The sequence below is a fragment of the Arthrobacter sp. SO5 genome (assembly GCF_020532805.1).
Taxonomy (GTDB): Bacteria; Actinomycetota; Actinomycetes; order Actinomycetales; family Micrococcaceae; genus Arthrobacter.
In genome coordinates this window covers 84791-98889 of the sequence record NZ_MQTQ01000075.1, presented here as the reverse complement: position 1 = coordinate 98889, position 14099 = coordinate 84791, and the positions used below count along the sequence as shown (strand labels likewise).

The following is a 14099-nucleotide window of genomic DNA, read 5'->3' as shown; positions in this document are numbered from 1 at the left end:
GAGCGGGGACTTCATCGCGTGCGGCCGGCGGGGCCGAGGAGGTCTGGATCGGTGGATCCGTGGTGGCCTCATCGAGTCTGATCGATGGCGCGCAGGCCGAGAGGAGGGTCGCTAGGAAGACGAACCAAGCCAAAATACGGAGCGGGGCACCGACCATGATTGGTCCAGTTTATCGCGACCCGGCGGGAATTTTCGGTCCGGGCCGGTGTTAGGTCTGAGTATGAAAGCAATCGTGTACCGTGCCACGGGAGATCCGTCTGTTCTCGAACTCGTCGACCGCGAGATCCGCGACCCGGGGCGCGGGGAGGTGCGCGTGCGGATCGTGGTCTCTGCGGTGAACCCCACCGACTGGAAGTCGCGCCGCGGAGCCAGACCGGGCGAGCCCTTGCCCTTCGCGGAGGTCGTGCCGAACCAAGACGGCGCCGGAATAGTGGACGCCGTCGGACCCGGCGTCGAGCATCTCCACGTCGGTGACAGGGTCTGGGTGGCTTTGGCCGCCTACCAGCGCGCCGACGGCGGGACAGCCCAGGAGTTCGCCGTGCTGCCGGCCGAGCGGGTCTTTCTCCTGCCGGAGAATGCAGGGTTCGACGTCGGCGCAAGCCTGGGCGTTCCCGCGATCACGGCCCACAGGGCCCTGACCATCGCCGAGGACGGCCCGCAGCGGCTGCGCCCGGGAGCCTTGGACGGCAAGGTAGTTCTCGTTGCTGGAGGGGCCGGCGCCGTGGGCCATGCGGCGATCCAGCTCGCCAAGTGGGCCGGCGCCGTTGTGATCACCACCGTGAGTGGACCGGCGAAGGCTGCCCTGGTCACGGCCGCCGGCGCTGATCACGTCATCAATTACCGGGACACCCAAGCGGCCGCGGAGATCCGCCGGATCGCTCCAGAGGGCGTCGACCAGATCGTGGAAGTGGCACCCGCGCAGAACGCGGACCTCGACCTGGCGGTGATCCGCAACCGCGGCTCCGTCGCGGTCTACGCCAACAACGGCGGCGATCAGATGAGCCTGGACGTGCGCAGGCATTTCAGCCTCAACGTCCGCTACCAATTCGTGCTTTTGTACACCGTTGGCATGGCGGCGGTGCACGACGCCGCCGAGGACATCAATGCGGCCATCGTCGACGGCGCTATTCCGGTCGGAGAGGCCGCAGGCCTGCCGCTGCATCGCTTTGACCTGGCTAACACGGCTGCGGCCCACGCGGCGGTGGAAGCGAGCACCATCGGCAAGGTGCTGATCGATGTGTCAGCGAGCTAGCCGATAACGACTCGGGAGCCTCGCGGGGACAATCACCAAGGGGATGGAGTTGTCGCCGTATTTGTTGTGGGCGAGGTGGACGGCGTCGTGGGCGTTGGTGATGTTGAGCCGCGAGCATCTTGATGGCGAACTCTTAGTCGCCTGAGTGGCCGCAGGATTCTGCCTGCGGGCGTCGGCTCAAGGCGTCCGCCCCTGCGCAAATATCTGTGAACTCGGCCCGAGGCTTCCACGCCGGAGCGGGATCGCCGAAGCCTGCGGACACAGACAGCTCTTCACCCGACTCGACACCGTGATCCGCGAAACCACCGCAGGATCACCAACACGAGCACCCTCACCAGCGTCGAGCGCGCCTGCGCCGAACTCCTCCGTAACGGACAGACAGTGAAATTCACCGCCGTGGCGGCCTACGCCAGCCTAGGCAGCACCGCTCTCTATCGAGGCCCGGTGCTGCGGGCCACCATCGAGCGCAACCGTTACTGCGCAGCGACTTAAGGTCCATGCCATCAACGTGGCGCAGCCTGCGAAGCCCCTAGCCGTAATTCCCTTAGAACAGCGGCCAGGGCACCGCCGACATCTCACCACTCGGAGCCGGAAACCGCCCTGCCAATCGCAACCGGGTGCAGCGCGCGGCGAGCGATGTGAGTTCTTCGGCGCTGAGCAACTTCGCCAGGTTTCGGCCCAGCCCACCGTGCAGTCCTTCGCTGATACGATCGATGCCGTCTTGTTCCTCGGCGGTCAGAGCCTCTCCCAGCCATCCCCACAGCACCGTGCGCAGCTTGTGGTCACGGTGAAAGGTGAGACCATGGTCCACGCCGTGCCGGTGGCCGTCCGTCATGGCAAGAATGTGGTCGCCTTTGCGGTCGGCGTTGTTGACCACCATGTCGAACACCGCCATGCGCCTGAGTGCTGGCGAGTCTTCGTGAATAAGGGCGACCATCCGTCCGTTCTCATCCCGTCCCTCGAGGACGTGTTTCCAGCCCGTCTCCGGCACCTGGTCCGTCGCGACCAGGTCCACGGCGCTTTGGGTGGGGTCTTGCTCCTGCCAGAGCTGCACCATTCCTTCGCCCATCGGACCATCGCGCAGCCAGGTGTGCGGTACGACGTCCCAGCCGAAGGCCTGCGAGACCAGGTAGGCGGCCACCTCCCGGTGAGCCAGGGTGCCGTGGGGAAAATCCCACAGGGGACTTTCGCCTGCTATCGGCTTGTAGACGACCACGACGTCGCCGATGCTGCCCAGAAATGTGGCGTTTGAAGCCGTCGTGATGCGGCCTGTGAGCGTCAGCTCGGCAGTCACTAGGTCCGGCGCTGGCATCAGACCTCGGGAAGGGTGCAGATGTGCCCGTTGGCGTCTATGGGGTAACCGCAGAGCAGGCACATCGGACGCCCGGCGCCCACGATCTCACGGGTGCGCTTGGCGAATGCGCGGGCGGTGCCGACCGGCATTCGCACCAGGACCATCTCGGGCTCGTTAGCGCCGTCCTCATCAAGCGATTCGTCGTTGTCATCAGCATCGACATCGGTGATGGGGTAGGCCTCTATGACGACCTGGGCCGTGGTTGGGTCCCAGCCTAAGCTCATGGCGCCGGTGCGAAACTGCTCCTGAACGGTCTCGAGCTGGTCATTGTCGACCAGTTCAATGGGAGTACTCGTGGGAACGCTGAAGGGGTTGCCCTCGACGGTGATGAGCTGGTCGAGAATTTCGTCGATCTTCTCCGCGAGCAGAGCCGACTGCTGCTTCTCCAGGGCAATAGTCACGATCTGCCTCCCTGCGCGCACCTGCAGGTAGAACGTGCGCGCCCCCGGAAGGCCAATGGTGCCGACGACGACCCGATCAGGCCAGGCAAACTCATGAACACGTGTAGGCATGTCAGTATTTTAGGCACATAAGGTTCATGGCGCCTTTTGCCCTGCGCCGCCGCCCACCGGCGCATCGCCAGAGTGGATGCCGTTCGACAGCCACGACAGATCACCCGCGTCGGTGTTGGTCGCGTAGACGCTCGGCCGGCTAGCGCCGTAGCGCACGATCGATACGGAGGCGGGGCCCACATTAATACGCTGGAACAGGTCAAGGTGCATGCCGAGCGCGTCGGCGATGATTGACTTGATGATGTCACCGTGACTCACCGCCACCCACACGGCCCCTGGCCCGTACTCGGCTTCGAAGGCTGCATCGTGGCGGCGAATCGCCGCCACCGACCGAGACTGCATCGCGGCCATGGATTCACCGCCGGGAAAGACGACGGCGGATGGTTGCGACTGCACCACCGGCCACAGATCCTCGGTCGCGAGATCACTGAGCGTGCGGCCCTGCCACTGGCCGTAATCGCACTCGGTGAGATCGAGATCGACCGGCGCGTACGGCTTGCCGGCCTGGCGATCGAGGATGAGCTGGGCGGTTTGCTGACAACGTTCAAGAGGGCTCGACACCACCCCGACTACGGGCACGGCCGCGAGCCGGTCTCCGGTCAGAGCCGCCTGGTCGCGCCCGATCTGGTCCAGGCTGACGCCGACGGCCCGACCTGCCAGCAGTCCAGTGGCATTTGCTGTAGTGCGGCCGTGCCGCACGAGAATAACTGTCGCCATCCACCCAGCCTAGCCACCCGCTCGACGGCGGTGTGAACCGTACCTGGTCGCGCGTACCCATCGACGGGCTGGTGGTGCAGCTGAGAGGTCGTATCATCACAACCAGGACAGAATCGATAAACAGCCGCCGCGTTTGGTTACTTGCTAGGAGCTCACATGCCCAGGAGACCGTACAACTGGCAACCGGGCTTTTTGGCCGGCAGGGGTTCTGTTCTTCGGAGCGGAGCTGGCTGCAGCCTGGTCTTCGCTGAGGTTTACCCCTTTGGTTTATGGGTTCAGATGAGTGTCAGGTTTAAGGGCCCGTTGTCACTTGAGCAGCAGCGGGACATCGATCGCCAGGTCGGTGCCTATCTGCGGAATTCTCCGGCCGACGGCCCTCAAGTAGCTGTTGGTCAGGAAACCTCTGGGTACTCCACAGCTGAAATTGTCACGCATGAGGGGCACAACAACTTCTGGACCATCTCATTTTGGGTTGAGCACGACGTCGCCGCAGGAGCAATGTCGGTGGTGTTCACCTGGACGGATCAGGATATTGAAACGGCGTTCTCAGTCACGGGTGAAGACGTTGATTCCGCCCTGAGTGATGCGACAGAGCTCTGGAAGACATCATCCGTGGAGTACACCACCTTCTGAGCAGGCGCACTAAAGCCGTGAGAACTGCTGCTGTTTCGTGTGGGCGAGGCGATAGGAGTCGGTGCCGGTTCCGATGATGGCGCCGTTGAAGGTGAGCCGGTCCACGATAGCCGTGCACAGGCGCGGGTCGGTGAAGGTTTTGGTCCAGCCGGAGAACGATTCGTTGGAAGCGATCGCGATCGAGTTCTTCTCTTCCCGTTCGGACCGGCTCCTACGCGATCATCGACCAATTCGCCTAGTGCAGGTTGACCCGCTTCGGCAGGGTGAACACGAGCGCGACGGCGATGAGCGCGAAGATGGCGCTCACCAGCATCGACACGGTCGCCGCATCGCCGAAGTGCGTCGCGAGGCTGGACTTGGCGATGGATTCTCCCAGCGTCTTCGCCGCGTCAGCCGGGGTCGCATAGTCCCCGCTCTTGAGCGCGTCCGGCATGGCCTTCGCGACCTTATCCGCGATCTCAGTCTGCAGCCCGGAGAGGTTGGCTACTCCGAACAGCACGCTGGAGACGACGGCGATTCCGATGGCGCTGCCGATGCGCTGCATCGTGCCAATCACACCACTTGCCGCCCCGGCCTCCGATCCATCGACTGTCGCCACGATAAACCGGGAGTTCGGCGCGATGAACAAACCGCTTCCGAGGCCAGCAACAGCCAGGGGGCCCAGCAGCATCCAACTGGTGAGGTCCGTCGGTTTCACCGTGAGCAAGACGATCCAAAGAGCGAGCAGGCCGGCCGCCACCAGCGACGCACCGAGTGCCAGCACGCTGCGACCGAGCTTCTGTGCCGCCCGGTCGCTTTGCGATGCACCGATGATGTTGGCGATGGCAAAGGGAATCGAAACCAGGCCCGACTCCAGAGCCGTGTGACCCAGACCTGCCTGCCAGAGCAGCGAGATTGTGAAGAAGATGCTCGTGAATGCGGCGAAGTAGACCAGCGCGAGAATCGTGCCACCGGTAAACGCAGGGTGCGAAAAGAGGTGTGGCGGCACGAGTGGAGACGATCCGCGCCGGGCGACTCGGACTTCCCACAGGGCGAAGAGCACGATCAGGATCGCCCCCGAGGCGAGCGTCAGATAGGTCCACAGGGGCCAGCCTTCGTCCTGCCCTTGGATGAGAGGCACCAGAATGGCCACAAGGCCGCCCGAGAGCAGGACGAGACCGATGACATCTATCGACGTCTTCGCGCCTGCAACCACCTTCGGAAGAACACAAACGGCCGTGACGAGCCCGACGAGGCCGATCGGAAGGTTGACGAAGAAGATGTACCGCCAGCCGTTCTCCGTACCCATGGCCTGGATGATCAATCCGCCGATGACGGGACCCAGTGCCGACGAGACACCGAGAACGGCACCAAGGATAGCGAATGCTTTCCCTCGTTTCATGGGTGGAAACAGAAGTTGAATGAACGCTGTCACGGGAGGGAAGAAGATGCCGCCGCCCATCCCCTGGATGACGCGCGCGACGATCAGCTCCGTGGAGTTCTGTGCAAGACCGGCGAACAGGCTGCCAAGAGTGAAGACAAGAAGGCCGGTGAAGAACACCCATTTGTGACCCACCCGGTCACCGATCCGACCAGCGGGGATCAGCACGAGCCCGAAAGCCAGCGCATAGCCGGAAATGATCCAGGCGAGCGTCGCCTCGTTGGCGTTGATGCTCGTGCGGATCGTCTGCAGCGCGACATTGACGATCGTCGTATCGAGCAGCGACATAAACAACCCGATGAGCAGAACAGCAAGTGAACCCCACGCCCGCCGGTCGGTCACGCCCGGAACTGGCTCCCACTTCGCGGTGTACCCGAAAGATTGCGGCGGGACTTCAGCAGCCACGTTGTCAGACATCAATGAGATTCCTTCCGGGACTTCTCGTCCGCAATGATTTCGGGAAGAGCCGCGAGGAGCTCCTCGTGCCATTCGACTTCGCTCTTCCACCGGGAGAGCTGGTGTGACATCGCCCAAGACTCGGCAACGGTGAGATATTTCCGGATGTCGACAAGGTGCCCCCGGCTCGCCGAGTATGTGTCGCGCAGCCGGCCCAGACGTTCTTCGACCAGCGCAGGGAGGTCGTCCAGCCGGTCCGGGTCAAGCCGTGCGAGAGCAAGGTCAAGAGGATCCGGCCTGATGACGATTTCGGTCAGCCCCTGCTGGCGCAATTCGTGCAGAGTGACTTCCCCGGTCCCGCTGATCCTATACACCAGCCGTTCGGGGTAGTTGCCCTGCCTTTCGACGCGGAACTCTTCGATCAAGCCGTCTGCGGCCAACCTCTTGATCGCGCCGTACACGGCGCTTGGTGCGAAGTCGGCCCACTCGTCGATATGCTCCTCCTTCGCGAGCTGCAACAGGCCATGGCCATGCATCGGGCCGCGCTGCGCCAGCGAGCCGAGGATAAACAGACGAATTGATGACACGTGACTACTCTCACATGACTCATCGGGTGGGGCAACCCAAAACATGTGATCACGTCCAACGTTGCCGGCCGATCGACTCGTGGTCGTCGGCCGTCATTTTCGTCGGTCACACTTAGCAGGTGCGTACTTTTGGTGTTGAAGAAGAATTCCTGATCGTGGATCCCGGCAGCGGGTACCCTCTGCCCCTGGCCGGAGAGGTGCTTCGCCTGCACGATCCAGGCCGCCAGCCGGTGAATCATCTGGCACCCCTGCAGATGCTGGCCGCCGAACTTCAGCAGGAACAGCTCGAAGTCATCACGCGCCCGCATGCCAGCCTGAGCGGACTCGCTGCCGAGATCAGGGCGGGACGGGCCTATGCCGACTCGCTGGCCCGGACGGCGGGTGCGAGGATCGCTGCCCTAGCCACGTCTCCGCTGCTGGCCACGCCCCACCCCACCCGCAACGACCGCTATGACGCCTTGATGGAAAAACACGCTCTGACTGCCCGCGAGCAACTGACGTGCGGATACCACGTCCATGTCTCCGTGGACTCCGATGAGGAAGGCGTCGCGGTCCTGGACCGGATCAGAGCCTGGCTGCCGCCGCTCATAGCATTGAGCGCAAATTCCCCGTTCTGGAACGGCGCAGACAGCGGCTACGCCAGTTTCCGGACCCAGGCGTGGAACCGGTGGTCCACAGCCGGGCCCACAGAGGTCTTCGGCTCGGCTCAGGCCTACCACTCGCTGGTGGAGCGACTGTCTGCCACCGGCGTTGTGACCAGCCCGGACTTTGACGCGCGCCTGTCCGCCCGGCACCCGACCGTCGAGATCCGGGTGGCCGATGTGTGCCTTGATGCCTGCGACGCCGCACTCATTGCCGCGTTGGTGCGGGCACTGGTGGAGACCGCCGCACGGGAATGGGACGCCGGACAGCCGCCGGACATGGTTCCCGCCACAATTCTGCGTCAGGGAGCCTGGCGCGCCAGCCGTTGGGGCACGGAAGGGAAGCTCCTCCACCCGGTAACGCACCGGCCGGACACCGCAAGAAATGTCTTCGACGCACTGTGCGGCCATGTCCGGGAGGCCCTGGAGGATGCCGGCGATACCGCCGACGTCGTGCAATCAGTGCAAAGGATCCTTGAACACGGCACCGGAGCCAGCCGGCAGCGGCAGGCATTCGACCGAAATGGCAGACTCGCCGACGTCGTCGCGCACGCCACCGGCCGCACCCACCAGGAACCCGCCGGTCACTTCACCCCCGGCGAACCGTTCACCGAACGGGACGGAGAAGCGGCTAGCCCCGGCACGGTCCTAAACGCAGTCCCGGGCTAAGGTATGCGCGGCGCGCCATGCCAGCTGCTGGCCCCTCCATGGGAATGGAAGGCCGCACGCTGACGGCCATCCGGTTGTCCGGGTGGCCGTCAGTTTCAGCGCACGGTTGGTTTAGTGCTCCGCTTCTGCGTCAGCCTTCTTGGCCTCTTTCTCGGCGTCCTTCTCGGCGCGCAGAGCCTCCGCCTCGTGCTGTTCCTCGGCTTTTTCCTGGTGGATGACCTCGGCGAAGAGCTTCTCCATCTCCTTGGCCACGCCGGCGGCCGAAGCCGGGTTCTGGCCGGTCACCAGCCGGTCGTCAACCACAACCTTCTCCTCAAAGACATCAGCGGAGACGTGCGTGGCGCCCTGTTCCTCAAGCCGGTCTGCCAAAAAGAACGGGATGACCTTGTCCTTCCCTGCGGCAACTTCCTCGTCGTTGGTGAAGGCGGCCACTTTCCGGCCCTCGACGAGGCGAAGCCCGTTCTCCAATTCCACGTTCAGCAGGCCGGCCGGTCCGTGGCAGACCGCCCCCACCAAGCCGCCGGCGTTGTAGACGCTGGCAACCAGATTCTGCAAGCCTTCGCTGTCCGGGAAGTCCCACATGGTGCCGTGGCCGCCCACGAGGTAAACGGCGTCGTATTGTTCGGGATCGACGACGTCGACGCGGGCCGTGTTGTAGAGACCGGCGCGCGTGGCCTCATCCTCCGTGAAGGCAACCTGGATGGGATCTGCCGAGTCCACCTCGTCGCGCGGGGGCTGGCCGCCCTGGATGGACGCGAAGTCGACGAAGTGCCCGGAATCCTTGAAGACCTTCCAGGGATGTGCAGCCTCGGCCACGTTGTAACCGGTCTTCTCGCCCGTATCGCCGATTTCGGAAACGCTGGTCAGTACCATGAGAATCTTCTTCATAAAGTGCTCCTATCGTCTTGATTCCACCCTACGCCAAGCCCAGGCGGGGCCGCTCCGAAGGGGTGGTAGTCGGCTGCCGCCTACCCGGAGCCTTGTGGGTCTTCGTCATTGGCCATCTCTTCGACCCAATCGACTACCTCGTCGGAGTAATAGAGGCCGGGCGGGGCGTCGTCGTCTGCATTTCCCCGTGGCAGGGGACCTCCCGCAACGGCGACCTCCGCGGCAACGCCTTCCGGCACCGCGTCGCCATTGTTATCAATCAACCATGCCCGCGTTTCTGGTCCCAGTTTCGACCACCACTGCTCGTTGCTCATGGTCAAAGTGTGTGCTGCCATGGCTCGAATCGGAAGTCCGGTCCAACGCCTGATGCAGGTAGCCGTCTGGCGGAGGGCCGTGTGCTTCGGCCTCGGGAAGCCGCCATTTATGCCGGGCGCGGGATCATGGGGTCACGTAGGGGCTTAGGTTAGTGAAGTGGATAAGACACCCGCGTTCGCCCAGTACCTTCAGGCAAGGCGCAAGCTGGTACAGCCGGAGGACTTCGACATGCGCACCTATGGCCGACGCCGGGTCCCCGGTTTGCGGCGTGAGGAAGTGGCAAGCCTGGCCGGAATCAGCGTCGACTACTACGTCCGCCTCGAACAAGGCAAGGACCACCATCCGTCCCCCCAGGTCCTCGATGCCCTCGCGCGGGCACTGCACCTGGATCCGCCGTCGACCATCCATCTTCATCGCCTGGCGCACCCCCCGTCTGCATCTGCCTTACCCATGACCGACACAGACCAGGTGGCGCCGGGTCTGGCCCACCTCCTGGTAACGCTGGCGGACATACCTGCGTTCGTGCAGGACAGGTTCATGACCGTCCTGGCGGCAACACCACTGGCGATCGCCCTATCTCCGAGGAACGCCCCGGGCACCAACGTGCTTCGCGAAGCGTTTCTGGACCCCGCGGAACGCAAGTTGTATGACGACTGGGAACAGGTGATGCAGGAGGCCGTAGCCGGTCTCCGTGCTTCCGTCGGAGAGCGGGTCAATGATGCGCGGCTGGATTCTCTGGTCACCGATCTGTCCGAGCGAAGCGCCTACTTCCTGGAGTTGTGGGGCCGCCACGACGTCCGCCCGAAAGTCGCCGGCAAACGCCTGCTGCACCATCCCGTGGTGGGCGACCTGGAGCTCTTCCACGAGAAACTCGCGGTGACGGGCACCGATGGTCACCTGCTTGTCATTCACCACGCCGAGCCGGGAAGCGCCTCCGAGGCAGCGTTGAACAGCTTGGTCCGGATCAGCGGAACCGACTGATCGTTCAATGGTTCAGCGGGTCCCAGGGTAGCCCTGACATTCCTATGAAACGCGGGGCTCTGGCTACCTCTCATCGGGAACGGCACACTGAAATCCGGGCCTCTGCACGTGTGCCCTTGCGCGAACCGCGCAAGATTGTGCGCCCTCTCTTCAACGGAGAACACGCTCCTAACTCGGATGAAAGAAACCCACCATGGAACGAATCACTACCCGCTTCGGGTTCAGCTCGACTGCCTCGGACGTCACCGAGGGCATTGACTTCACGGGAAAGCGCGTCGTCATCACTGGCGGCGCCTCGGGCATCGGAATTGAGACCGCCCGCGCTTTTGCACGCATCGGGGCCGATGTCACGCTCGCCGTCCGGAACCCTGACGCAGCTGCACCCGTGGCTGACGAGCTTCGCGAATCAAGCGGCAACGGGAACATCCATCTGGGCCGCGTGGACCTTGCCGATCTGTCTTCCGTTGCCGGGTTCGCGGCCCAATGGAGCGGCCCGCTGCACGTGTTGGTCAACAACGCCGGGATCATGGCGCTGCCGGACCTGCAGCGCACCGTCGAGGGATGGGAGCTGCAGTTCGCAACCAACCACCTGGGCCACTTCGCCTTGGCACAGGCTCTTCATGGGGCCCTCGCATCCGCCGGCAACGCCCGCATCGTCTCGCTGAGTTCAAGCGGTCACCTCTTCTCTCCCGTTCTGTTCGATGATCCGCAGTTCAACTTCGTGCCCTACGATCCCTTCGTCGCCTACGGGCAGTCGAAAACCGCCTCGACCTTGTTCGCCGTCGGTGTGACAGCTCGGTGGGCGAAAGAAGGCATCACCTCCAACGCGGTCATGCCCGGCGCCATCGCGACCAATCTCCAACGGCACACAGGTGGTCTGCGCACCCCCGTGGAACGTCAGAAGACCCCGCAACAGGGTGCCGCGACCACACTCTACGTGGCCACCTCCCCGGACCTCGAAGGCGTCGGCGGCCGGTACTTTGAGGACGTCAACGAGGCCCGGGTAGTCGACCGCCGCGGGCCCGACTACACCGGTGTGGCACCCTACGCCCTCGACGCGGCCAACGCCCAACGCCTCTGGAATCTGTCCACTGAACTCCTCGCGCAGAAGTCCGCATGATCCACGGACGTTAGGTAACCAGAAAGGCCACATCAGGACAAAGTGGCTTTCCAGGACGGCGTCGACCCGGTCACCGAGGGATTCTGGCGTCCTGCACCATGGGATCCTCGGGGCTGATGATTGCCTTGAGGCAACCCGAGGACCAAAATCCTTCGGTTCCGGGCGGAAAAGATCTCGGCCACGCACCTGCTTACATGCCAGAATCCTCACATGACCAAGGAACGCAGTGAACTGAAGAGCATCGGATACGAGATCTTCATCGGTATCCTTTCGCTCCTGTCAATCGTCAATCTCCTGCTCTTGTATGCCATACAGGAGGAAGCGCTCGAGACCGTGCTCGAGGCGATGAACAGCATTTTCAGCGTGATCTTCCTCGCTGACTTCCTTTATCGGATTCTTACCGCGCAATCGGCGGCCGCCTATTTCTTCAAGCACTTCGGCTGGGCCGACCTGTTGGCCAGCGTGCCTTTGGCGCAATTCAAGTTCCTGCGCGTCTTCCGGCTGATCCGGGTGTACCGACTGCTCCGCGGAGTCGGCATCCTCACGATCGGCCGCGCGCTGAGCAAGGACCGGGCGGGCAGTTCCCTGTACATACTGCTGCTCATGGGCATCTTCGTGCTGGAATTCGGAAGCCTCGCCATGCTCCGCGTGGAGCAGGCCGCCCCGGGGGCCAACATCACGACCGCCTCGGACGCCATCTGGTACACGATCGTCACGATCTCGACTGTTGGATACGGTGACAAATATCCGGTCACCGATGCGGGCCGTGTCATCGGGGCAGGCATCATCGTCGTCGGCGTCGGTATCTTCGGCACATTCACCGGCTACCTGGCCAACTTCTTCCTGTCTCCCGAGAAGAAGAATCCCGCACCGCCGGTCGATGCGTCTGACAGTAGTAGCGCGACTGTGGAAGGCCTCCGCCTGCGCCTCGAAGAGTCCGAAGCCAAGCTCACCGAGATCAGAAAGCTGTTGGTTGAGCCAACCTAGATGAGTGAGTCCTAACCCGGCTTTTGCAGAGTGAAGCGCATCACTGCTTGCCGGCGCGCGGGAGCGACGTGCTCACCACCCGGACGTGCCCGGGCCACCTTTGAACGGACCAACGATCTGCCTGGTGATCCATCCGCCGTAGAAGTCACCATCCTGGAAGGTCACCTGCTCGCCGTCGACCTCGCATGAGTCCATGTGACCCGGGTAGAGGGCCACTCGGGTACTGAGCGCCTCGAAACCCCGGGTGGGTGCCGGGTACCTCCACCCGGCACGGGGAACGACGACTCCGCCGGCAACGACGTCGAAGTAGTGCGCTTCTCCCTTGAACTCGCAGAAGCTGGTGCCCTCGACCGGGACGAGGACACCGGCAGGGAATGCGTCCAATGGCAAGTAGTAGACAGGCGGATGACTCGTCTCGAGGACGCGCACTGCATCGGTGGTGTCGGCAATCACCTCCCCGCCAAGCCGCACGATGACCCGTTCCGATCGCGGCTCGATCCTTGGCGGCCGCGGGTAGTCCCACACCGATTCTTGACCGGCCTTGGGTTTGACGGGTTGGGGACGCCGGCGGAAGCCGGAAAATCCGTGAGCAGGAGTCATGTCCCCATATTGCCATCCTTTGCTGGGATGCCACCGGGAACGCCGGGGGAGTCCTCGGTTGGCACGTATGGCGCCAGGTTCAAGCGGTCAGTCCGGCTGCCGGTGCTGCGCCAAGACGTCCCGGGCGGTTGTCCACTTCCGGCTGCCGTACCGGTCATTGTCGATGTAGCGCAGGTTCGCGTCGCCGCCGAACATGCTGGCGAAGTACTGCATGCCCTGCCACGGCGGGAACGGCTCGTCAGTGGCCGGCATGAGGGCTTTTACCGCCCGGCTCATGGCAGCCAGGGAGCCGACGCTGCCCGCGTAGAGGAGCCGGAATCGTGTCCCGGTCAGGTCGGACATTGTGGATGCCAGGGTCCGTGCCGTGACCTGGTCCCCTGCGATCTGAAGGACGCGGGGCGCCCGCTCGTCGAGGGCTGCGGCGGCGGTGTAGGTGGCGGTGTCGTTCTTCGTGGTGAAGTCGAGCAGTTGGTCGGGGTCGGACCAGAAGAGCACGCGGCGCCGGGAGAACAGGATCAGTGGTGCCTGCCCGGTGAGCATCTCGGTGAAGGCGCCGTTGAGGACTGAGGTGGCGCGGATTTCGGTTGCGTCCAGTTGTTGTGCGAAGTCTCGGCGGAGCTGTAGGTTCCGGTTGCTTCGGGGCCGGAGGCCCCGGTAGTCGATGGAGAAATCAGACGGGATGAAACGTGGCACGCCCGCCTCCGCTGCCGCCTCCAGCAAGCGCGATTGAGCATTGATGATTGCGCCGTCCAGGCCGTTGATCGCGGAGACCACGCAGTCAACGTCCGTGCAGGCTTTTCGGAGGGCGCCCGGATCGTCGTAACTACTCTGGATCACCTCGACGCCGTGGGCGCGCAGCTGTGAGTTTCGCGCAGTGCTGGTCCCTGTTCGTGTCAGGACTCGGACGGAGGCTCCCAGGGTGACCAATTCCTGCAGGATCCGGCCGCCGAGGTCGCCAGTGCCACCGGCAAGAAGGACGGTACCTCGAGGGGGAGTCGCGGTCATGGTTTATTCCTCAAGTGATCTC

15 protein-coding genes and 1 pseudogene are annotated in these 14099 nt (G+C 63.7%); 6 read left to right on the top strand and 10 right to left on the bottom strand.

Annotated elements, in window-relative coordinates; translation table 11 throughout:
- Positions 1–220 precede the first annotated feature (220 nt).
- Positions 221–1252: an NADPH:quinone reductase gene (locus tag BJG92_RS14720; protein WP_232084741.1), complete on the top strand. Its 1032-nt coding sequence runs from the start codon at positions 221–223 to the stop codon at positions 1250–1252.
- A gap of 544 nt (positions 1253–1796) precedes the next feature.
- On the opposite strand, the gene BJG92_RS14715 is transcribed toward BJG92_RS14720, so the two are convergent.
- Genes BJG92_RS14715 through BJG92_RS14705 form a run of 3 tightly spaced genes read right to left on the bottom strand, consistent with a single transcriptional unit; the run spans position 1797 to position 3835 of the window.
- Positions 1797–2564 carry an SCO1664 family protein gene (locus BJG92_RS14715; RefSeq protein ID WP_232084740.1) on the bottom strand — a complete coding sequence of 256 codons (768 nt, stop codon included), beginning with the start codon at positions 2562–2564 and terminating at the stop codon, positions 1797–1799.
- Positions 2564–3118 (bottom strand): DUF3090 domain-containing protein, encoded by a 555-nt coding sequence (locus BJG92_RS14710; RefSeq protein WP_232084739.1) that lies wholly within the window; start codon positions 3116–3118, stop codon positions 2564–2566. Before BJG92_RS14710 ends, BJG92_RS14715 begins: the two co-directional genes overlap by 1 nt.
- Positions 3119–3142: 24 nt before the next feature.
- Complete coding sequence (locus BJG92_RS14705; RefSeq protein ID WP_232084738.1) at positions 3143–3835, bottom strand: histidine phosphatase family protein; 693 nt, start codon at positions 3833–3835, stop codon at positions 3143–3145.
- Positions 3836–4138: 303 nt separating this feature from the next.
- On the opposite strand from BJG92_RS14705, the gene BJG92_RS14700 reads away from it, so the two are divergent.
- A complete protein-coding gene (locus BJG92_RS14700) occupies positions 4139–4468 on the top strand; it encodes a hypothetical protein (protein ID WP_232084737.1) in 330 nt (109 codons plus the stop codon).
- Between the two features lie 9 nt (positions 4469–4477).
- Here BJG92_RS14700 and BJG92_RS14695 read toward each other — a convergent pair.
- The 3 genes and pseudogenes from BJG92_RS14695 to BJG92_RS14685 all read right to left on the bottom strand — a co-directional run.
- A pseudogene (locus BJG92_RS14695) lies at positions 4478–4672 on the bottom strand (ATP-binding protein); the annotation flags it as partial.
- A gap of 31 nt (positions 4673–4703) precedes the next feature.
- Entirely contained in the window at positions 4704–6305 is a 1602-nt protein-coding gene (locus BJG92_RS14690) for a DHA2 family efflux MFS transporter permease subunit (RefSeq protein WP_232084736.1), read from the bottom strand.
- Complete coding sequence (locus tag BJG92_RS14685) at positions 6305–6871, bottom strand: PadR family transcriptional regulator (RefSeq protein ID WP_232084735.1); 567 nt, start codon at positions 6869–6871, stop codon at positions 6305–6307. The genes BJG92_RS14690 and BJG92_RS14685 overlap by 1 nt, the downstream gene beginning before the upstream one ends.
- Positions 6872–6990: 119 nt before the next feature.
- Between BJG92_RS14685 and BJG92_RS14680 the strand changes: the two genes are divergently transcribed.
- Positions 6991–8181, top strand: coding sequence for a glutamate--cysteine ligase (locus tag BJG92_RS14680; protein ID WP_232084734.1), 1191 nt, complete (start codon positions 6991–6993; stop codon positions 8179–8181).
- A 111-nt stretch (positions 8182–8292) separates the two neighbouring features.
- Here BJG92_RS14680 and BJG92_RS14675 read toward each other — a convergent pair whose 3' ends face one another.
- Complete coding sequence (locus BJG92_RS14675; protein ID WP_232084733.1) at positions 8293–9069, bottom strand: type 1 glutamine amidotransferase domain-containing protein; 777 nt, start codon at positions 9067–9069, stop codon at positions 8293–8295.
- 80 nt (positions 9070–9149) lie between these two features.
- Entirely contained in the window at positions 9150–9383 is a 234-nt protein-coding gene (locus BJG92_RS14670) for a hypothetical protein (RefSeq protein ID WP_232084732.1), read from the bottom strand.
- Positions 9384–9540: 157 nt separating this feature from the next.
- Here BJG92_RS14670 and BJG92_RS18565 point away from each other — a divergent pair, with 157 nt between their 5' ends.
- From BJG92_RS18565 to BJG92_RS14655, 3 genes are all read left to right on the top strand, one after another.
- Positions 9541–10365 carry a helix-turn-helix domain-containing protein gene (locus BJG92_RS18565; protein ID WP_232084731.1) on the top strand — a complete coding sequence of 275 codons (825 nt, stop codon included), beginning with the start codon at positions 9541–9543 and terminating at the stop codon, positions 10363–10365.
- Between the two features lie 193 nt (positions 10366–10558).
- Positions 10559–11485, top strand: a complete 927-nt coding sequence (locus tag BJG92_RS14660; protein ID WP_232084730.1) for an SDR family NAD(P)-dependent oxidoreductase — start codon at positions 10559–10561, stop codon at positions 11483–11485.
- Between the two features lie 210 nt (positions 11486–11695).
- Positions 11696–12472 (top strand): ion transporter, encoded by a 777-nt coding sequence (locus BJG92_RS14655; protein WP_232084729.1) that lies wholly within the window; start codon positions 11696–11698, stop codon positions 12470–12472.
- A gap of 72 nt (positions 12473–12544) precedes the next feature.
- Here the strand turns inward: BJG92_RS14655 and BJG92_RS14650 are convergent, their stop codons facing one another.
- Both BJG92_RS14650 and BJG92_RS14645 read right to left on the bottom strand, forming a co-directional pair.
- Positions 12545–13072 (bottom strand): DUF427 domain-containing protein, encoded by a 528-nt coding sequence (locus BJG92_RS14650; protein ID WP_232084728.1) that lies wholly within the window; start codon positions 13070–13072, stop codon positions 12545–12547.
- Between the two features lie 87 nt (positions 13073–13159).
- Positions 13160–14077, bottom strand: coding sequence for an NmrA family NAD(P)-binding protein (locus BJG92_RS14645; protein ID WP_232084727.1), 918 nt, complete (start codon positions 14075–14077; stop codon positions 13160–13162).
- Positions 14078–14099 lie beyond the last annotated feature (22 nt).

Bases quoted from the DNA above. Each gene is read 5' to 3' on its own strand.
- BJG92_RS14660 (WP_232084730.1), top strand. From the start codon at position 10,559: ATGGAACGAATCACTACCCGCTTCGGGTTCAGCTCGACTGCCTCGGAC.
- BJG92_RS14675 (WP_232084733.1), bottom strand. From the start codon at position 9,069: ATGAAGAAGATTCTCATGGTACTGACCAGCGTTTCCGAAATCGGCGAT.
- BJG92_RS14690 (WP_232084736.1), bottom strand. From the start codon at position 6,305: ATGTCTGACAACGTGGCTGCTGAAGTCCCGCCGCAATCTTTCGGGTAC.
- BJG92_RS14720 (WP_232084741.1), top strand. From the start codon at position 221: ATGAAAGCAATCGTGTACCGTGCCACGGGAGATCCGTCTGTTCTCGAA.
- BJG92_RS14645 (WP_232084727.1), bottom strand. From the start codon at position 14,077: ATGACCGCGACTCCCCCTCGAGGTACCGTCCTTCTTGCCGGTGGCACT.
- BJG92_RS14715 (WP_232084740.1), bottom strand. From the start codon at position 2,564: ATGCCAGCGCCGGACCTAGTGACTGCCGAGCTGACGCTCACAGGCCGC.
- BJG92_RS14710 (WP_232084739.1), bottom strand. From the start codon at position 3,118: ATGCCTACACGTGTTCATGAGTTTGCCTGGCCTGATCGGGTCGTCGTC.
- BJG92_RS14655 (WP_232084729.1), top strand. From the start codon at position 11,696: ATGACCAAGGAACGCAGTGAACTGAAGAGCATCGGATACGAGATCTTC.
- BJG92_RS14650 (WP_232084728.1), bottom strand. From the start codon at position 13,072: ATGACTCCTGCTCACGGATTTTCCGGCTTCCGCCGGCGTCCCCAACCC.
- BJG92_RS14670 (WP_232084732.1), bottom strand. From the start codon at position 9,383: ATGAGCAACGAGCAGTGGTGGTCGAAACTGGGACCAGAAACGCGGGCA.
- BJG92_RS14705 (WP_232084738.1), bottom strand. From the start codon at position 3,835: ATGGCGACAGTTATTCTCGTGCGGCACGGCCGCACTACAGCAAATGCC.